Source organism: Rhodopseudomonas julia (genome assembly GCF_030813515.1).
Classification (GTDB): Bacteria; Pseudomonadota; Alphaproteobacteria; order Rhizobiales; family Afifellaceae; genus Afifella; species Afifella julia.
Genome location: NZ_JAUSUK010000002.1, coordinates 894696 through 911962 on the forward strand (window position 1 = coordinate 894696; position 17267 = coordinate 911962).

At 62.7% G+C, this 17267-nt stretch carries 19 protein-coding genes; 7 read left to right on the forward strand and 12 right to left on the reverse strand.

Going from position 1 to position 17267, the window contains the following annotated elements:
* Positions 1-3: 3 nt before the first annotated feature.
* Complete coding sequence (locus J2R99_RS13395; protein ID WP_370872370.1) at positions 4-1356, reverse strand: esterase-like activity of phytase family protein; 1353 nt, start codon at positions 1354-1356, stop codon at positions 4-6.
* 351 nt (positions 1357-1707) lie between these two features.
* On the opposite strand from J2R99_RS13395, the gene rpsD reads away from it, so the two are divergent.
* Entirely contained in the window at positions 1708-2328 is a 621-nt protein-coding gene (gene rpsD, locus J2R99_RS13400) for a 30S ribosomal protein S4 (RefSeq protein WP_307154942.1), read from the forward strand.
* A gap of 98 nt (positions 2329-2426) precedes the next feature.
* Positions 2427-3302 (forward strand): tRNA 2-thiocytidine(32) synthetase TtcA, encoded by an 876-nt coding sequence (ttcA, locus tag J2R99_RS13405; RefSeq protein WP_307154943.1) that lies wholly within the window; start codon positions 2427-2429, stop codon positions 3300-3302.
* 70 nt (positions 3303-3372) lie between these two features.
* Here the strand turns inward: ttcA and J2R99_RS13410 are convergent, their stop codons facing one another.
* The 4 genes from J2R99_RS13410 to purL all read right to left on the reverse strand — a co-directional run bounded on the left by J2R99_RS13410 (position 3373) and on the right by purL (position 7851).
* On the reverse strand, positions 3373-4608 hold the full coding sequence (locus J2R99_RS13410) for a multidrug effflux MFS transporter (RefSeq protein WP_307154944.1): 1236 nt from the start codon (positions 4606-4608) through the stop codon (positions 3373-3375).
* Between the two features lie 291 nt (positions 4609-4899).
* Complete coding sequence (gene grxD, locus J2R99_RS13415) at positions 4900-5229, reverse strand: Grx4 family monothiol glutaredoxin (protein WP_092816324.1); 330 nt, start codon at positions 5227-5229, stop codon at positions 4900-4902.
* A 47-nt stretch (positions 5230-5276) separates the two neighbouring features.
* Positions 5277-5510, reverse strand: coding sequence for a BolA family protein (locus J2R99_RS13420; RefSeq protein ID WP_092816322.1), 234 nt, complete (start codon positions 5508-5510; stop codon positions 5277-5279).
* A gap of 109 nt (positions 5511-5619) precedes the next feature.
* Positions 5620-7851, reverse strand: a complete 2232-nt coding sequence (purL, locus tag J2R99_RS13425) for a phosphoribosylformylglycinamidine synthase subunit PurL (RefSeq protein ID WP_307154945.1) — start codon at positions 7849-7851, stop codon at positions 5620-5622.
* Between the two features lie 192 nt (positions 7852-8043).
* Here purL and J2R99_RS13430 point away from each other — a divergent pair, with 192 nt between their 5' ends.
* Together J2R99_RS13430 and J2R99_RS13435 are read left to right on the forward strand one after the other, a co-directional pair.
* Complete coding sequence (locus J2R99_RS13430; RefSeq protein ID WP_307154946.1) at positions 8044-8502, forward strand: Rrf2 family transcriptional regulator; 459 nt, start codon at positions 8044-8046, stop codon at positions 8500-8502.
* Positions 8492-9193 carry a class I SAM-dependent methyltransferase gene (locus tag J2R99_RS13435; protein ID WP_307154947.1) on the forward strand — a complete coding sequence of 234 codons (702 nt, stop codon included), beginning with the start codon at positions 8492-8494 and terminating at the stop codon, positions 9191-9193. Before J2R99_RS13430 ends, J2R99_RS13435 begins: the two co-directional genes overlap by 11 nt.
* Before the next feature lie 29 nt (positions 9194-9222).
* On the opposite strand, the gene J2R99_RS13440 is transcribed toward J2R99_RS13435, so the two are convergent.
* On the reverse strand, positions 9223-10629 hold the full coding sequence (locus J2R99_RS13440; RefSeq protein WP_307154949.1) for an aminotransferase-like domain-containing protein: 1407 nt from the start codon (positions 10627-10629) through the stop codon (positions 9223-9225).
* A gap of 82 nt (positions 10630-10711) precedes the next feature.
* Between J2R99_RS13440 and J2R99_RS13445 the strand changes: the two genes are divergently transcribed.
* A complete protein-coding gene (locus J2R99_RS13445) occupies positions 10712-10939 on the forward strand; it encodes a DUF1127 domain-containing protein (protein WP_307154950.1) in 228 nt (75 codons plus the stop codon).
* Between the two features lie 113 nt (positions 10940-11052).
* Here J2R99_RS13445 and J2R99_RS13450 read toward each other — a convergent pair whose 3' ends face one another.
* From J2R99_RS13450 to purC, 5 genes are all read right to left on the reverse strand, one after another.
* Positions 11053-11493, reverse strand: a complete 441-nt coding sequence (locus J2R99_RS13450) for a hypothetical protein (protein WP_307154951.1) — start codon at positions 11491-11493, stop codon at positions 11053-11055.
* Positions 11490-12173 (reverse strand): phosphoribosylformylglycinamidine synthase subunit PurQ, encoded by a 684-nt coding sequence (gene purQ / locus J2R99_RS13455; RefSeq protein WP_307154952.1) that lies wholly within the window; start codon positions 12171-12173, stop codon positions 11490-11492. The genes J2R99_RS13450 and purQ overlap by 4 nt, the downstream gene beginning before the upstream one ends.
* A gap of 16 nt (positions 12174-12189) precedes the next feature.
* Positions 12190-12930, reverse strand: a complete 741-nt coding sequence (locus J2R99_RS13460; protein ID WP_307154953.1) for a DUF4336 domain-containing protein — start codon at positions 12928-12930, stop codon at positions 12190-12192.
* Between the two features lie 109 nt (positions 12931-13039).
* Complete coding sequence (gene purS / locus J2R99_RS13465) at positions 13040-13273, reverse strand: phosphoribosylformylglycinamidine synthase subunit PurS (RefSeq protein ID WP_307154954.1); 234 nt, start codon at positions 13271-13273, stop codon at positions 13040-13042.
* Between the two features lie 156 nt (positions 13274-13429).
* A complete protein-coding gene (gene purC / locus J2R99_RS13470; protein ID WP_128291678.1) occupies positions 13430-14194 on the reverse strand; it encodes a phosphoribosylaminoimidazolesuccinocarboxamide synthase in 765 nt (254 codons plus the stop codon).
* Positions 14195-14394: 200 nt separating this feature from the next.
* On the opposite strand from purC, the gene J2R99_RS13475 reads away from it, so the two are divergent.
* Positions 14395-14718, forward strand: a complete 324-nt coding sequence (locus J2R99_RS13475) for a DUF1476 domain-containing protein (protein WP_307154955.1) — start codon at positions 14395-14397, stop codon at positions 14716-14718.
* Positions 14715-15509 (forward strand): HpcH/HpaI aldolase family protein, encoded by a 795-nt coding sequence (locus J2R99_RS13480; RefSeq protein ID WP_307155715.1) that lies wholly within the window; start codon positions 14715-14717, stop codon positions 15507-15509. The genes J2R99_RS13475 and J2R99_RS13480 overlap by 4 nt, the downstream gene beginning before the upstream one ends.
* Before the next feature lie 71 nt (positions 15510-15580).
* Here J2R99_RS13480 and J2R99_RS13485 read toward each other — a convergent pair whose 3' ends face one another.
* On the reverse strand, positions 15581-17185 hold the full coding sequence (locus J2R99_RS13485) for an inorganic phosphate transporter (protein ID WP_307154956.1): 1605 nt from the start codon (positions 17183-17185) through the stop codon (positions 15581-15583).
* Between the last annotated feature and the right edge of the window lie 82 nt (positions 17186-17267).

Consider the following 17267-nt stretch of genomic DNA (forward strand, 5'->3'; position numbering starts at 1 on the left):
AGACTATTCGGCTTTGAGGAAGTCGCCGACCTCCAAGAGCACGAATTCGTTGTCGTCGGCCTTGTCGAGGGACCGGCCTGCCGAGAAGGGCAGGTTGTTGTCGTTGCCGACGACGATATGCGTCGGGTCGACGATGTCGACATCCTCGATCGTCACGAAGGGCATGTCGTAATAGCCTTCGCCGCCGCCTTGCACCTTCTTGCCATCGGTGTCGTCGATCTTGAGAAGGTCGATGTAGCCGATCTTGCGGACCGGTCCGCCTTCCATCTCGTCGGTCATTTCAATCTTGTAGATCCGCTTCAGCCTGGCCGGCTTGGCGAAGCAATCGGTTGCCGTCGACTTCGGATCGTCACAGGCTTCGTCGGCTGAACCGGCGCCGTTGTCGCGCTCGATGACGAGGCCGTGCGTGTCGTCGATCATGTTGAAGTCGCCGATCGCCTCGCCGCCCTCAGCCAGCGGATAGAGCCAGGAGCGGCCGGTCCATGCGCCCTTGGCCACATCGAATTCGATGATGCGCAGCGCTGGATGGCCGTCGACCTTTTCGACTTCGCCGTCGACATAGATCGGACCTTCCAGAAGGCCGTAGAGCTTCGACTTGTCGGGGGCGGAGGCGAGACCCTCGTAACCGCCGGAACGCTTCAGATTGAAGGCGGGCATTTCGGTCGCCGGATTGCCCGGCAGGCGCAGGAAGGGATTGTCCGGCGAGGTGACCGGCTTGTCGCCGATTTTCGTCTCGACGAGCGTTTCGAGTTCTCCGTTCTGATTGAACTTGAGGAGATAGGGTCCGAATTCCTCGCCGATCCAGAAGCCGTCATCGACTGGCTGGATCGATTCGACGTCGAAATCGGCGCCGGTCAGATAGCGGCTTTGCGAGCCTTCGTTGACGATCGGGAAGGGCGCTACCTCGTTCGGATCGGACAGAAAGACGGTGTCGAGGCGGTTCACTTTGTTCGCGTCCCAGTCGAACGACAGGTGATGGATCATCAAGGCTGCGTCGGCGGAATTGATCTTGGAGCCGAAGCCGTTGTCGGAGAGCGACCAGAAGGTGCCGTCATCCATCTTCTTGATGCCCGAAAAACCCTGGATCGGCTGGCCGTCGAACGGCATGTCGAGGCCGGTCGCACGCGCCCCGTCCCTGCCTGCGACTTTTGTGTCTTCGGCGCGATGGTAATCGGAGGAGGTAAACTTTGCGGAGGTGGCGAGGCTCGCCGGAGCGTCCTTCGGCGGCTCGACGAAGGTTGCCGCCGGCAGCACGGCATGAGCCTCGAGCTTCGCCGGGAATGCCTTCTCCTGCGCATTCGCGTGGCTCAGAAGGGCGGCGGAAGCGGTGGCCACCAGAAGGAGTGTGCGCATCATCAAAAGGGCCTTTCATTTCGGGGCGCCTGGGCGCGCCAGGTTCGGCTTCCATGAAGACAGCTTTCGTTGCAGGCCGTTGACGGCGAGATGAAACGACGATGAAGAGCGCCGGAAGGGTCTCGGCTGCGGTTCGTGTTTGACACGGAGCGATAAAACCCATAAGTGAGCCGCGGCTCGGCGCTTTCAGCGCGCGGGGCCCGCACCCGTGGGGTAACTTCCGCCAACTTATGTTCGGATCGGAATTTCGGCGAGCGCTTCGCCGGACCCCTGTCAGTCGTTCTTCCGCATTCGCGGGATGGGCGGCAGAGGAGGGCGCGTTTCGACAACCGAAACGGTAAGGACGATAGCGTCATGAGCAAGCGCCATAGCGCCAAGTACAAACTTGATCGCCGCATGGGCGAAAACATCTGGGGTCGCCCGAAGAGCCCGGTCAACAAGCGTGAATACGGCCCGGGCCAGCACGGCCAGCGCCGCAAGTCGAAGCTTTCGGACTTCGGTGTGCAGCTGCGCGCCAAGCAGAAGCTAAAGGGCTATTACGGCGAGATCCGCGAGAAGCAGTTCCGCAAGATTTACGACGAGGCCGCGCGCCTGAAGGGCGACACCTCGGAGAAGCTGATCGGCCTCCTGGAGAGCCGTCTCGACGCGATCGTCTATCGTGCGAAGTTCGTGGCGACGGTCTTTGCGGCGCGCCAGTTCGTCAATCACGGTCATGTCCGCGTCAACGGCCAGAAGGTCAACATCCCGAGCTATCGCTGCAAGCCGGGCGATGTGATCGAAGTGCGCGAGCGCTCCAAGCAGATCGCCGTCGTGCTCGAGGCAACCGACCTCGCCGAGCGTGACGTGCCGGATTACATCGATGCCGACCACAACAAGATGACGGCGACCTTCACCCGCGTGCCGGCCTTCTCCGAAGTGCCGTATCCGGTGACGATGGAGCCGAACCTCGTGGTCGAGTACTATTCGCGCCAGTAAACGGTTGCGATCACAATGCTTTTCAAGGGCCGCCTTCGGGCGGCCCTTTTTGTATCCATGGGCTTGAGCGAGCGGGCGGCTTCGGTGAAGGTGCGGCGATGACCGAGGTTCTGGACGATATTGACGAATTGCTGGAAGAGGCGGTGCCTGCGCCCGAGCCCGATGAGGCCTCAGAGGCGACGCATCCGCTGTTTCGCAATGCGCCGGGCAGTGTCGCCTTTAAGAAGCTGCGCAAAAGGCTGCTGCGCGAAGTGCGCGAGACACTTTCCGCTTACGGGATGGTCGAAGAGGGGGCGAGGTGGCTCGTCTGCGTATCAGGCGGCAAAGATTCGCATGCGCTCCTTGCCGTGCTTCTCGACCTCAAATGGCGCGGTCTTTTGCCGGTCGATCTTCTCGCCTGCAATCTCGATCAGGCGCAGCCTGGTTTTCCGGCGGAAATCCTGCCCGATTATTTCAGGCGGAACGAGATCCCGCATCGTATCGAGCGCCGCGACACCTATTCGGTGGTGACGGAGAAGATCGCCCCGGGGCAGACGATGTGCGCGCTGTGCTCACGCCTCAGACGCGGTCATCTTTACCGGATCGCGCGCGAGGAACGCTGCCAGGCGGTCGTTCTCGGCCATCATCGCGAAGATGCGCTCGAGACCTTCGTGATGAACATGCTCAACGGCGGCCGGCTTTCCTCGATGCCACCGAAGCTCAAGAACGATGCGGGCGATCTCCTGGTGCTGCGGCCACTTATTCGCTCTGCCGAGGCGGATCTGGAGCGTTTCGCTGCGGGCCTCGAAGCTCCGATCATCCCGTGCAATCTCTGCGGATCCCAGGACGGGCTTGAGCGTCAGCGGGTGAAGGACATCCTGTCGGAATGGGAGCGCGAGCGACCCGGGACCAAGGCGAACATGCTGCGAGCGCTGGCGCATCTGCGCCCCTCGCATCTGCACGATCCGACCCGCTTCGATTTTGCCGCCCTATAATTGAGCTGCGTTTCCTGCGCTCAGGGCGTGGCCGCGTCTTGCCATGCGCTTGCTTTTTCTGTGGGATAGATCACCCATAGCGCTGGCGAAACAGGACGCCATGCTCGGCGATGAGCACGGTTGCGATCGCAAGGCCTGACAGAATGGTGAGACCGAAGGCGAAGGGCGTGACGCTGCCATCGTAAAGGTAGCCGACGAACGCGCCGAAAAAACCGCCGCCGAAGGTCTGCATGAAGCCGAGGACCGAAGAGGCCGTTCCGGCGACATGGCCGAGAGGCTCCATGGCGAGTGCGTTGAAATTGGTGCCGACGAAGCCGAAGAAAAAGAAGGCTGCGCTGATCAGCGGGAAAAACAGCCAGAACGGCATCGGTCCAGCATAGACGAGCGACAGGATGGCCGTAACGAAGCTCAGGGCGCAGAAGCTGATCAGCGCCGTGTGAGCCAGACGGCGCATGCCGAAGCGGCCTACGAGGCGGGAATTGGCGAAAGAGGCGCCCGCGATCAGGACGGCGCTTCCGGAAAAAGCCACGGGAAACCAGGGGCCTAGCCCAAAGACCTCGACAAAGATCTGCTGCGACGAATTGAGGTACGAGAACAGCCCGCCAAAGGCGAGAGCAGTCGCAAAAGCATAGCCGAAAGCCTGCCGGTTGGTGAGCACGATGCGGAAGGCCTCGATGACCTTGCGTCCGTTGAGGGGGCGGCGGTTCTCTTCGGCAAGCGTTTCCGGCAGGCGTTTCCCGGACCACAGCAGCACGATTGCGCCGAAGATTGCCGTGGCGAACAAGATCCAGTGCCAGCTTGCGACGAAGAGCACGAGTTGCCCCATCGTCGGGGCAAAGATCGGCACGGCCATGAAGACCATCATGACGAGGGACATGAGGCTCGCCATCTGCCGCCCGCCGAAGGTGTCGCGAACGACTGAGATTGCGACGACGCGGGTTGCGGCTGCGCCTATCCCCTGGAACATCCGGCAGGCGAGAAGAATGCCGAAATCCGGCGCGAGTGCCGAGGCCGTTCCCCCCGCGACATAGATCACGAGGCCGGCGAGGAGGATCGGGCGGCGGCCGAAACGGTCGGCAAGCGGCCCGAAGACGAGCTGGGCGATGCCAAAGCCCACCACGAAGGCCGTGACGACGAATTGCCGGGAGTTCTGATCTTCGATCGAAAAACTGCCTGCGATGTTGTCGAGTGCCGGCAAAATGATGTCGATCGCCATGGCGTTGAGCGCCATCATCGAGGCGGCGAGGGCGACGAACTCGACATAGGGGATTGTCAGCCGAGAGGCGGCGGGCGTGGAGGAAGGCATTGGAACGGTCTCCCCGGACAGGACACGGTCCCGCGCGGAATGAGTGCGGCAGAATTGTTGGGAGACTGGGTTCTAGGGCCCGCGGCGAACCCCTGCAAGGTCACGGGTACGAGCCGTGTGCCTTTCGCTCTGGACGGAAGAGGGTCGCCTCAAAATGAAAGAGCCGGCTTTCCGCCGGCTCGGTCTTCGCAAATGGGATAATGCGTAGCCCGGTCTCAGGAGCCTGGCAGCTGCAACTCCCGTCAGGCATTGCTGAGCGGCGATGTAGACGCGCGCGAGCTCCGCTTGCCCTCAAGCCGCTTTGGCGACGCCTTTTTCTTCCATCAGGCTCTGCAGCTCGCCGGCCTGGAACATCTCGCGGATGATATCGGCTCCGCCGACGAACTCGCCCTTCACGTAAAGCTGCGGGATGGTCGGCCAGTTGGTGTAGTCCTTGATACCCTGGCGCAAATCGTCGGATTCCAGGACATTGATGCCCTGATAGGCGACTCCGAGATAATCGAGGATCTGTACGGTCTGGCCCGAGAAGCCGCATTGCGGAAAGGTCGGCGTGCCTTTCATGAACAAGACGACATCGTTGGACTTCACCTGGCTATCGATCCATTCGTTGATCGCTGACATGATCGCTGGTCCTCCAGACTGCGGGCGCGGCCACGCAGTCTCGTCGGTTATTCCGGGATGCTGGTCTGCAGGGCGAGGGCGTGCAACTTGCCGCCCATATCGCCCTTGAGCGCCTCATAGACCATCTGATGCTGCTGAACGCGGCTCTTGCCGCGAAAGCTTTCGGACACAACCTCTGCGGCGAAGTGGTCGCCGTCGCCGGCAAGATCCCTGATCGTCACACTCGCATCGGGAAACGCTTCGCGTATCAGACGCTCGATCTCCCCTGCATTCATCGGCATTCGTGGTTGCTCCTCGTGCGTATGCGCCGAATGTGGTCAATCGACCCTCAAAGGTCAATCCGGCGACCGGGAAAGGTCAATCTGGCCTTTCGAATGGGGAAGGGGCCGTTCAAGCCCCCGCCATGTATTTGGGAAACCAGCCCTCGAAAGCTTCTCGCAGCGCCGCGATGGCGGCCGAGCCGGCATTGCGGAACGTGAGTGCATCGCCCGTCACTTTGCCGATCTGAACAGCCGGTACGCCTGCCTCGGCTGCCGCCTGCAAAACTCTTTCCGCCTCTTGCGGCTCAAGCGTCACGACATAGCGAGCCTGATCTTCTCCGAAGAGAGCGCTGTCGGCACGCCCGGGCGCTTCCTCGATCTCGGCTCCGAGATTGCCGGCGAGCGCCATCTCGGCAAGCGCCACGGCAAGCCCGCCATCGGAGCAATCGTGCACGGCAGTGACGTGGCCGTTGTGAATGAGGCCGCGGACGAAGTCGCCGTGCTTTATCTCCCTCGCGAGATCGACGCGCGGCGGGGCACCTTCCTCGCGGCCGAAAATTTCTCGCAGATAGACGGACTGGCCGAGTTCTGAGCCCCAGCTTTCGGCGTCCGCCCCGATGAGGAGGATGAGATCACCCTCTTGCTTGAACGAGATGGTGGCCGCCTTCTTCCAGTCATCGAGTAGGCCGATACCGGCGATCGTCGGGGTTGGCAGGATCGCCTGACCGGAGGTCTCGTTGTAGAGCGAGACATTGCCGGAGACGATCGGGAAGGAAAGCGCCTTGCACGCCTCGCCCAGCCCCTGCAGCGCCTTGACGAAGACGCCCATGATCTCCGGCTTTTCCGGATTGCCGAAATTAAGATTGTCGGTGACGGCGAGAGGCGTCGCGCCGACGGCCGTGATGTTGCGCCAGCATTCGGCGACCGCCTGCTTGCCGCCCTCGAAGGGATCGGCCTCCACATAGCGGGGCGTCACGTCGGAGGAGAGGGCGAGCGCCTTGTCGCCTGTCGCGCCGAAGCTTCGGTCGATGCGGATGACGGCAGCGTCGCCGCCTGGACGCACGACCGTGTTGCCCTGAACGAGGTGGTCGTATTGTTCAAACACCCAGCGTTTCGATGAGAGATCCGGTGTGCCCATCATCTGGATGAGGGCGAGGCCGAGATCGCCGGGAGCGGGAAGGGAGCCGAGATCAAGCGGCGCGGCTTTGGCCGGCTCCACCCAGGGACGGTCGTATTCCGGCGCTTCGTCGCCCAGATCCTTGATCGGCAGGTCCGCCACTTCCTCGTCATAGCGCGACACACGGAAGCGCAGATCATCGGTGGTTGCGCCGACCTCGGCGAAGTCGAGGCCCCATTTCTTGAAGACCGCCTCGGCCGCATCGCGCTTGTCGGGGCGCAGCACCATCAGCATGCGCTCCTGGCTTTCCGACAGCATCATCTCATAGGCCGTCATGGCGCGTTCGCGGGTCGGCACCTTGTCGAGGTCGAGACGGATGCCGAGGTCGCCTTTCGCGCCCATTTCGACGGCGGAACAGGTGAGGCCGGCCGCGCCCATATCCTGGATGGCAACGACGGCGCCCGTCGTCATCAGTTCCAGGCAGGCTTCCAGAAGCCGCTTCTCGGTGAAGGGATCGCCGACCTGAACGGTCGGGCGTTTCGACTGCGTCTCTTCGCCGAATTCGGCGGATGCCATCGAGGCGCCGCCGACGCCGTCGCGTCCGGTTTTGGCGCCGAGATAAACGACGGGAAGGCCGACGCCCTCCGCCTTGGAATAGAAGATCGCGTCCTTCTTGGCGATGCCGAGCGCAAAGGCGTTGACGAGGCAATTGCCGTTGTAGCGCGGATGGAAATTCACCTCGCCGCCGACAGTCGGCACGCCGAAGGAATTGCCGTAGCCACCGACGCCGGCGACGACGCCCGCCACGACGTGGCGCGTCTTTTCATGGTCCGGTTCGCCGAAGCGCAACGCGTTCATCGCCGCCACGGGCCGTGCGCCCATGGTGAAGACGTCGCGCAGGATGCCGCCGACGCCCGTCGCCGCGCCCTGATAGGGCTCGATATAAGAGGGGTGGTTGTGGCTCTCCATCTTGAAGACGGCGACGAGGCCATCGCCGATATCGACGATGCCGGCGTTTTCGCCAGGGCCGCAGACGACCTGCGGTCCGCTCGTCGGCAGCGTCTTCAGCCACTTCTTCGAGCTCTTGTAGGAACAATGCTCGTTCCACATGGCCGAGAAGATGCCGAGCTCGGTGATCGTCGGCGTGCGCCCGATCAGTTCCAGGATCCGCTCGTATTCGTCGGGCTTGAGCCCGTGGGCGGCAATGAGGTCTTCGGTGATCTCGGGCGCGTTCTGTGGATGCATGTCTCTGCCTGATGCTTCTGGCAGCCGTGTCTTAGCGCGTGACGGCGCCGGACACACCCTTCCTTACGAAAAATCCCCATGCGGGCAGGTCCTGGCGCAGGCAGATCCCGCCGCAGGCATGGCGGCCGAGACGATTCTCGGTGGCCTGCGGGTGCGTTGACATTTTGAAAGTTATGTAATTGTAAAAGTTACATGATATTGGATAGCAGGTTGTCGGGTGTTTTGCATGTGCTCCTGCACATGGCGGAGCATGAGGGGCCGGTCACCTCCGAGGTGCTGGCGAAAGCGATGTCGACGAACCCGGTGGTTGTCCGGCGTGTGATGGCGGGACTGCGCGAGCAGGGTTATGTGCGCTCTACGAAGGGTCATCGCGGCGGCTGGGAGCTCGCCCGTCGGCTCGAGGAGATCTCGTTGCGCGATGTCTACGAGGCTCTTGGACGCCCGTCGTTCTTCGCTATGGGCAATCGGAACAACGAATCGACATGCCTCGTCGAGAGGGCGGTCAACGCAGCTCTCGATCAGACCCTGAGCGACGCCGAGGCCCTTATCCTCGCCCGCCTTGATACGGTGACGCTCGCGATGCTTTCAGCCGAATTCCATGCCGGCCTTCCGAAGGACGAAAGGGACGCGGAGGTGTGCCATGCCGTCTGAGACGGGTTCGAGGCATTTTCTCGAGCGGTTCTCCGATCCGCAGGCGATGGCCCAATACGAGGAAGGCGTGCGGCGCTTCGTGCCGGCTCTCGATGCGTTACACCGGATGGCGGGCATCCTCCTTGCCGAGCGCGTCAGGCAAGGGGGCAAGATCCTCGTCCTCGGTGCTGGCGGTGGCCTGGAGGCGAGGGCGCTGGCGAAGGCATATCCCGACTGGAGCTTCGTGGGTGTAGACCCGGCACAGCAGATGCTAGATCTCGCCGAAAGGACGCTGGGCCCCCTCGCGTCCCGGGTCGAATTTGTGACCGGCACGATCGAAGATGCGCCGGAGGGTCCTTTCGATGGCGCGACCTGCCTTTTGACCCTGCATTTTCTCGATGCTCGGGCGCGCCAGCAGACCGCAGAGGCGATCCGCCGACGTCTGCGGCCCGGTGCGCCGCTGGTTGTCGCGCATTCGAGCTTCCCGCAGGGCGAAGGCGAGAGGCATCACTGGCTGGCGCGTTACGCCGCCTATGCCAAGGCTTCGGGGGCTGATCCTGGCGATGCCGAAAACGCTCGTGCGGCGGTGGCGGCCAGTCTCGACCTTTGCAATCCCGAGAAGGATGCCGGCATCCTCAGTGCGGCCGGGTTCCAGGGTGTCAGTCTGTTTTTCGCCGCCTTCACCTGGCGCGGCTGGGTTGGCTATGCCTGAGCCTGCCCCGCCGGGCCGACGGCTCTGCTTCAATTGTAGCTGTCGTAGGCGGCCGGGCCTTGATCGAGAAGGCGGCGGAGCGTGCGGAAACCCTCGGCCGTGCGATCGATGTCCGGCACGGTGGTAAAACCGACGCGCACGCCATGGAAAGAGGTGTCGGAGCGGACCGGCTTGTACTCGTCCTCCTCGTCGATGCGGATGTTCTCGCCCAGAGCGGCGTTCTTGAACGTGCCGGAAAGCCAGGGCTCCGGAAGATTGAGCCACAGGAACGGGGAAACATCGTCCAGATAGACGTCGAGGCCTGAGAAAATCTCGCGCGCCAGGGCGACCCGCCGCGCGATCTCTGCCTGTGTTTTCGCCATCAACTCGAAAGCCTCGCCGGAGGCGATCAGCCGAGCGACGAGCTCGGCCATCAAGAACGGCTTTCCGCCAGTCAGCATCTTGTGGGCGATGTTGATGCGATTGGCGAAATGCGGAGGGCAGGCGACGAAGCCGCCGCGCAGGCCGGCCGCGACGGCCTTCGACAGGCTGCTCACATAGAAGACACGCTCGGGTGCAATCGATGCAATCGGTGGCGGCCCCCCGTGCGACAGGACCCCATAGACCGCGTCTTCGATGATGTAGGTCTGGTGGCGATAGGCGATGTCGGCGATCTCCCGCCGCCGTGTCTCGCCCATCATTGCGAGAGTGGGGTTCTGCAAGGCGGGCATGACGAAGAGGATTTTCGGGTGCTGCTGCGCGCAGAGGCGCTCAAGGTCCTCCGAGATCGGTCCTTCGCGATCGGCCGCCACTTGGATCGGGCGCCGGCCGAGCAGCGCTATGCTGCGGGCGATCGAGGCGTAAGTGAGAGGTTCGAAGGCGATGCGGTCGCCCGGCGACGTCACCGCGGCGACGATGGTCATGATGGCGGCATGGGCGCCGAATGTCGGTACGACATCTTCGGCGCACGGCGCCCAGTCGACTCGCGTCAGCCAGTGGACGCCTGCCTCGGCCCATCGTTGCGGCACGTCGCGAATGTAGTTGGAGACCGAGTTCGGATGATCACGGCAGATTTCGCCTGTCAGCCGGGCCATCACAGCTGCCGCGCCGTTCTCCGGTGCGGCCGTTGTATCGAAGCGGAGAGCACCATCCGGCCCCGGCCGATCGCCGGTGGCATAGGTGATCGTGGGCGGCAGAGGCGCCTGGCGCGCATGCGCGGCCTGCACATAGGTGCCACGACCGACTTCACCGGACACGAGGCCTCGCTCCCGGGCGAGGGAATAGGCGCGGCTCACCGTGCCGATGGTCACGCCGATGTCGTAGGCGAGATTGCGCTGCGGCGGCAGCCTTGTGCCCGCGGGGAGCTGACCCGCATCGATTGCCCGCTCGAGCTGATCGGCGAGGCGGACATAAAGCGGCCCCTGGCCGGAGGAGAGATCGGGAAGCCAATTTGTCATGGTGTCAATGTTGTATATTGCACCAATCAGCGGGGTCAATCAAAACATTACCTGTCGCAAGTCGTACCGATGGAGACGAACGATGGGTTCAATTGCTACATTTTCCAGTGTCAGGCTTTCCCGCTTTCATCAGGCGCAGCTGGGCATGCGAATTGTTGTGGTGCGCCTGTCGAGCCGGCTTGCGCTGATCATGCAGAGGCGGCGCACGAGGCGGGCGCTCCTGTCGCTGACCGACGACCAGTTGAAGGATATCGGTGTCTCAAGAGCCGATGCGTATCGCGAGGGACTTCGCCGTCCCTGGGATGTCTAGGCTTCGCGCTCGCGCCCTGGCAGGTGCGTCGCCGCTCGGCGGGCGCCCGCTGCCGCGTCAGCGGAAACCGAGAGTCTTTTGAGAGGCTTCGGCGTCTTGATTGAGATATCGAATCAAGCTGTGCAGGCGCTGGAACCGGCGGACCAGCGTGCGATGTCGGCCCGTATCCTCGGGGCCGCCTCGGTGGCGAGGAGCGGACCGAAGAGTTTCACCTCGGCGCCGCGGCCTTCCTCCTGCGCCTGGATGACGAGCCGCGGCAATCCGCCGGGCTCGTTCTTCGGCAGGACGAGAATGCGTGGCTGTCCCGAATAGGAGTTGAGTTCCGGGGCATAGATGTAGGAGGTGAAGGTCGCGTCGCCTGCGAACCAGCATTGCCCCATGGCGCGGGCGATGCGGGTCGAGGCATCCAGAGGCCGGTCGCTCGCCGAATAGCTCAAATAGTCTTTTTGAGGTTGGGTGCAGCCAGCCGCGACGAGCGCGGCAATGGCGATCCCGGCAAATCCGCGCAAGGTGGGGCGGATTTGCAGTGCCTTGCGGCCGGATGTGCCGCTCAAGCGGCTTTCTCCTGCAGGCCTTCCACGAGCCCCTTGAAAAGGGCGAGCCCATCGTCGCCGCCATGTGCGGCTTCCACGAGATCTTCCGGATGGGGCATCATGCCAAGCACGTTGCGGCGCTCATTGGTGATGCCGGCAATGTCGCGCTGCGAGCCGTTGGGATTGGTGCCGTCGGCATAGCGGAACACGACGCGCTCCTCGGCTTCGAGCCGATCGAGCGTCTCGGCGTCGGCAAAATAGTTGCCGTCAGCATGGGCGACGGGGCAGCGGATCACCTGGCCGGGACGGTAGAGGCTCGTGAAGGGGGTCGCCGTGTTCGTCACCTTGAGCTTGACCTCGCGGCAAACGAATTTGAGCGAGGCGTTGCGCATCAAAGCGCCGGGCAGAAGGCCGGCCTCACACAGGGCCTGAAAGCCGTTGCAGACGCCGAGCACCATGACGCCGTCTTCGGCGCGCTTGGCCACATCGCGCATCACCGGAGAATGGGCGGCGATCGCGCCGGAGCGGAGATAATCGCCGAAGGAGAAGCCGCCGGGGAGCACGATCAGGTCCACGCCGGCCGGCAGGCTCGTCTCTCCGTGCCAGACGATATCGGCGTCGCGCCCGGAGACGAGGCGGAGTGCCGCCGCCATGTCGCCTTCGCGGTTGGTGCCGGGAAACTGAATGATGGCGGCCTTCATGCGTCTATCCGATTTGTCAAAGAAGCCAGCGAAAGGCGCGACGAAGCTCCGCCTCCGCATTCGCTAGATAGCATCGGCCATGGGCGAGAAGAACCCGTTCCGGTTTGCGCTCCAGCATTTCTTTCACGGTCTGGCGCAGCTTTTTCTTGTGACCGAGAAAGGTGAGGCGAACGTCGCGCGGCGTGGAGCCGTTGGGATCGAGCACGCCGCCGATCTTCAGAAGCGGCGGCAGGTGGCGGCAGGTGACGCGGTCCTTCTCGAAGTTTTCGATCATGTCGGTCAAAACGAGCGTCTTTGACGGAACATGGAAGAGTTCGAGCTCTGTCATGAAGCCGCCGATGAGCGGAAACAGCTCGACTTCACCGGCCCATGCCGCCGGGGCTTCCTCGCAGAGTTCGGCATCGAAGCCAGAAAAGCGGTCTTTCGCGGCTTCGCGCACGCCGGGAGCGGCGTAGGCGACCGCGTTCGGGAAGCGGGCCTTCCATTCGCCGATCCACCAATAATGCAGCCGGTTCGGCGCGACGAGGAAGCGGACCTCTCCGAGAGCCGCGAGGGCTTCGACGAGGTCTTCGCTGAGCGGGGTCGGGGAGTGCAGAAGAAGGGCACCGTCTGCGAGCCGGATCACGGTCATGCGGGTCGTGAACGGCAGCGTGCCGACGACGTAGCCCATGGCGATCTCTGGCCCGTCGACGATCCACACATTGTCGGCAACGGGTTTGAGAGCGTTGAGCGGTTCGTAAGGGATAAGGCAGGGCATGGGACAACTCCTCGTCGGGCGCCCGCTATGTCTCAGCTCAACCCGGCAGGTATGTGACGGTGGTTGCGGCGCCTGGTCGCCGCTTTCTCGTCGTCACATCATCTCACCGTCACAGCATTTCGATGCGGTAGTCTTCGATCACGGTGTTGGCGAGAAGCGTCTCGCACATCTCGCGGATGCGGTCTTCGGAGGCGCCCTCCGGTGCGAGCTCGATGTCGATGACCTTGCCTTGGCGCACCGATTCGACCCCGGAGAAGCCGAGTGCGCCGAGCGCGCCCTGAATGGCCTGGCCCTGCGGGTCCAACACGCCGTCCTTCAGCGTCACGAAAATGCGGGCTTTCATGCCATCTTCCGCGCCGGCTCGGCCGGGCGGCCCCTCTATGCTGCGGTGCTGCCGACTGCGTCGGCTCCGTCTGAATAAACAAAAACGCGGCGCCGGGGCGAGCCCGCGCGCCGCGCGATCAACATGTCTTTTTGAGGCCCACGGACGGTGCCGAGCCTACTGAACCAGGACAGGGCCCGTGCCGGTGACACGCTCGTTGGAGTTCAACAGGCCGAGCCGGCGAGCAACTTCCTGATACGCCTCCAGAAGGCCGCCGAGATCGCGGCGGAAGCGGTCCTTGTCGAGCTTCTCGTTGGAGCTCATGTCCCACAGACGGCAGGAATCGGGCGAGATCTCATCGGCGACGACGATGCGCATCATGTCGTTCTCGAAGAGGCGGCCGCATTCCATCTTGAAATCGACGAGGCGGATGCCGACGCCGAGGAAGAGGCCGGACAGGAAGTCGTTCACGCGAATCGCGAGCGACATGATGTCGTCCATCTCCTGGGGAGTCGCCCAGCCGAAGGCCGTGATGTGTTCTTCCGACACCATCGGATCGTCGAGTTCATCGTTCTTATAGTAGAATTCGATGATCGAACGCGGCAGCGGCGTGCCTTCGTCGATGCCAAGCCGCTTCGAAAGCGAGCCTGCGGCAACGTTCCGGACAACGACCTCGAGCGGGATGATCTCCACCTCGCGAATCAACTGCTCGCGCATGTTGAGGCGTCGAATGAAATGGGTCGGGATGCCCATGTCATTGAGGTTGTTGAAGATGTACTCGGAGATGCGGTTGTTCAGAACGCCCTTGCCATCAACAATTTGATGTTTCTTGGCGTTGAACGCGGTCGCGTCATCCTTGAAATGCTGAATGAGCGTTCCCGGCTCCGGCCCCTCGTAGAGGATCTTGGCCTTGCCTTCGTAGATGCGGCGACGACGGTTCATAGGTTTCAGTCTGACGATCATGATGAGGAAAGATGGGCTGGCGAGTGTCGGCTCCGAAGCGGCGATCCGCCATTTGCTGTCGGAACCTAGCCGAAAGCTCGAGGAAGCACAATGTCGTGTTGGAGGCGGCGGTTGGCGGCATTGCGGAGCGCATGCTCTCCCGCTAACAGAGCCGTAGTCGTGGGAGGGAGTGAGCGGCTATGACAACATTCGACGATCGCGAAAACGCTTATGAGAATAAGTTCGCGTATGACGAAGAGCTGAAGTTCAAGTCGATCGCGCGGCGTAACCGTCTTCTTGGCCTCTGGGCTGCTGAAAAGCTCGGAAAAAGTGGCGAAGATATGGAGGCTTACGCTCGCGAGGTGGTGAGGGCAGATTTCGCCGAACCTGGCGAAGAAGATGTCTTCCGCAAGGTGAAAGCCGATTTGGAGGCGGGCGGCGTGGCCTGCTCCGATGAAGAGCTGCGTCAGCTGATGCGCCGTTTCCTGGTGGAAGCGGCCGAGCAGATCGAGGCAAAACGCTGAGCGAGGACGATAACGCCAGGAGGCAGCCGACGCTCGCGGCGCGACTGCGGGCGGGCGAGAAACTCGTTTCCGCCTGGTCGGGGCTTCCTGATCCGCTCGTGGCCGAGATGCTTGCAAGGCTCGGCTTCGACGCGGTCACGCTCGATATGCAGCACGGCTTTCACTCGACCGAAAGCGTGCTGCGGGGAATTGCCGGAGTGGCGCTCGCCGGCAAGCCCGCGATCGTCCGCATCCCAGTCGGCCGCTTCGACATGGCGAGCCGCGCGCTCGATATGGGCGCTTCAGCGGTGATCGCGCCGATGATCAACGATGTCGAAGATGCGCGTGCCTTCGCGGCGGCGATGAAATTTCCTCCGCTCGGCGAGCGCTCGTGGGGGCCGCATCGTGCCGTGCAGCTCTCCCGACATGAAGACGTTTCGACGTTCATGCGGACAGCGGATCGGGAGACGCTCTCTTTCGCCATGATCGAAACCCGCAAGGCCTTCGACCGTCTCAACGACATTCTGGACGTCGACGGGATTGACGGGGTCTTCGTCGGTCCGGCCGATTTTTCAATCGCCTGGAGTGAGGGGGCACAGGTCGATCCAGGCCTCAAGGAGATGATGCCGGCGATCGAGGCGATCGCAGCCGCCGCGGAGAAGAACGGCAAGCTCGCTGCCATCTTTGCCGCAGATCCGGGACGTGCCGGGCGCTACCGCCAGATGGGTTACCGGCTCGTGGCGACCGCATCCGATACGGAAAGCCTGGTTTTGGGAGCAGCAACCCTTCTGGAGCGCGCGAAGGCGGGCTAAAGCCGGCCGCCCCCGCCACTCAAAGGCTCTCAAGGGACCTTCGGGCGGCTCTACCTCGGCGTCGAGCCGGCTTAAAGAACCTGGCGCAGGATGACGAAACCGATCGCCGAGAGGATCCCGGCGGCCGGCAGGGTGACAACCCACGCAAAGGCGATCGGCCGCATGAGCTTCCAGTTCGTCTGACGGTTGACGAGGCCAATGCCCAAGACCGAGCCGATCAGGATATGCGTGCTCGACACCGGCAGGCCGAAGATCGAGGCGAGCAGGACGACTGCGGACGCCGACAGCTCGGCGGAAAATCCGGAGGCCGGATGCATCGTCGTCAGATTGTGTCCGACCGTCTGAATGACATGCTTGCCGATGAACCAGAGGCCGGCCACGAGAGCGACGCCGAACGTGATCATGGCAATCGTGGGCACCGGCACATTCTGTTCGATCGAGCCGCTGCGCAAAACGTCGAGGATGGCGGCGAAGGGGCCAATGGCGTTGGCGATGTCGTTGGAGCCGTGGCTGAAGGCGAAGCCGGCGGCGGTGAAGACCTGCATCCAACTGAACAAGAGGAAAGTCGCGCGTCCGAGCGGCTGACTTTTCAAAAGCCTGGCAACGACGAAAACGGCCATCCACACGGCGATCCCGGCCATTGCGATGATCAGAAGGTCTTCGACGAGGCTGAGGCCGAGATGGAGATTCTCCAGGCCTTTCAAGAGAAGCACCGCGGCGATCACCATGGCGCCGAAAGATGCGATCGGCGGGACCAGCTTTTCGAGCGCGCGGTGGGGGTGGAGCTGTTCGCGCTGTTGTTTGATGCGCTGGAGCTCACGGTAATAGTCGGTCTCCAGGTTCTCCGGGCCGAGATCCTTGTCGGTGACGACGTTCATGTCGCGCGTCATGGCGTGGGTGTAGGAGAGCTGCTGGATTTCCGACAGACGCTCGAAGGCTTCCTTGTGTTTCTTGTTGTGGTCGATCTTCGCCTGGCGGATCTGATCGAGCTTGGCGTTCATCGTGTCGTTGTATGAGAGAATGCGCTTCTTGATCTGCCAGAAGAGCAGATAGGCGACGGCACCGCCGAGAAGCGGTGAGAGCACCCAGGAGACCACGATCTGGCCGACCTTCGTCCATTGGACGAGAGAAAAGGCAGCTTCCGGCCCGCTCATCAGGATACCGAGCGTGATCGAGCTGCCGACGATGGCGCCCACGATCGAATGCGTGGTCGAAACGGGAAATCCGCGCGTGGTGGCGAAGAGCAGCCAGAGTGCGGCGGCGATCAAGGCCGACATCATGATGAAGACGAAATCCGCAGGGGCGACGTCGAGATTGCCCAGTTCGACAATGCCATCGCGGATGGTGTCGGTGACGGCGCCGCCGGCGATGATGGCGCCGCTGACTTCGAAGATCGCGGCGACCGCGAGCGCCTGGCGGATGGTCAAAGTTCCGGCGCCGACGCTGGTGCCGAACGAATTGGCGACGTCATTGCCGCCAATATTGAAGGCCATGAAAACCCCGAAGAGGGTGGCCGCGACGAGGACGGTGCTGCGATGGCCGTCCGTGTAGCCATTTGCCCAGAAGAGAAAATACCCGGTTACGCCGACAAGGAGGACGAGAAAGACGATGCTGAGCCAGGAAAGCTCGTCGCGCAATCGTGTCTGCGGCTCGCTTGTATGGATCTCTGTCGCCATTCGATCGCTCTGCCTTTCCGGCGACCGTTTGCGAGGGGAAAATCCTCAATCTTCGTCATAAGTTGTCGCCGCTTCTAGGACT

Coding starts and splice junctions, on each gene's coding strand:
- J2R99_RS13395 (WP_370872370.1), bottom strand. CDS start 1,356: ATGATGCGCACACTCCTTCTGGTGGCCACCGCTTCCGCCGCCCTTCTG.
- rpsD (WP_307154942.1), top strand. CDS start 1,708: ATGAGCAAGCGCCATAGCGCCAAGTACAAACTTGATCGCCGCATGGGC.
- ttcA (WP_307154943.1), top strand. CDS start 2,427: ATGACCGAGGTTCTGGACGATATTGACGAATTGCTGGAAGAGGCGGTG.
- J2R99_RS13410 (WP_307154944.1), bottom strand. CDS start 4,608: ATGCCTTCCTCCACGCCCGCCGCCTCTCGGCTGACAATCCCCTATGTC.
- grxD (WP_092816324.1), bottom strand. CDS start 5,229: ATGTCAGCGATCAACGAATGGATCGATAGCCAGGTGAAGTCCAACGAT.
- J2R99_RS13420 (WP_092816322.1), bottom strand. CDS start 5,510: ATGCCGATGAATGCAGGGGAGATCGAGCGTCTGATACGCGAAGCGTTT.
- purL (WP_307154945.1), bottom strand. CDS start 7,851: ATGCATCCACAGAACGCGCCCGAGATCACCGAAGACCTCATTGCCGCC.
- J2R99_RS13430 (WP_307154946.1), top strand. CDS start 8,044: ATGATATTGGATAGCAGGTTGTCGGGTGTTTTGCATGTGCTCCTGCAC.
- J2R99_RS13435 (WP_307154947.1), top strand. CDS start 8,492: ATGCCGTCTGAGACGGGTTCGAGGCATTTTCTCGAGCGGTTCTCCGAT.
- J2R99_RS13440 (WP_307154949.1), bottom strand. CDS start 10,629: ATGACAAATTGGCTTCCCGATCTCTCCTCCGGCCAGGGGCCGCTTTAT.
- J2R99_RS13445 (WP_307154950.1), top strand. CDS start 10,712: ATGGGTTCAATTGCTACATTTTCCAGTGTCAGGCTTTCCCGCTTTCAT.
- purQ (WP_307154952.1), bottom strand. CDS start 12,173: ATGAAGGCCGCCATCATTCAGTTTCCCGGCACCAACCGCGAAGGCGAC.
- J2R99_RS13460 (WP_307154953.1), bottom strand. CDS start 12,930: ATGCCCTGCCTTATCCCTTACGAACCGCTCAACGCTCTCAAACCCGTT.
- purS (WP_307154954.1), bottom strand. CDS start 13,273: ATGAAAGCCCGCATTTTCGTGACGCTGAAGGACGGCGTGTTGGACCCG.
- purC (WP_128291678.1), bottom strand. CDS start 14,194: ATGAACCGTCGTCGCCGCATCTACGAAGGCAAGGCCAAGATCCTCTAC.
- J2R99_RS13475 (WP_307154955.1), top strand. CDS start 14,395: ATGACAACATTCGACGATCGCGAAAACGCTTATGAGAATAAGTTCGCG.
- J2R99_RS13485 (WP_307154956.1), bottom strand. CDS start 17,185: ATGGCGACAGAGATCCATACAAGCGAGCCGCAGACACGATTGCGCGAC.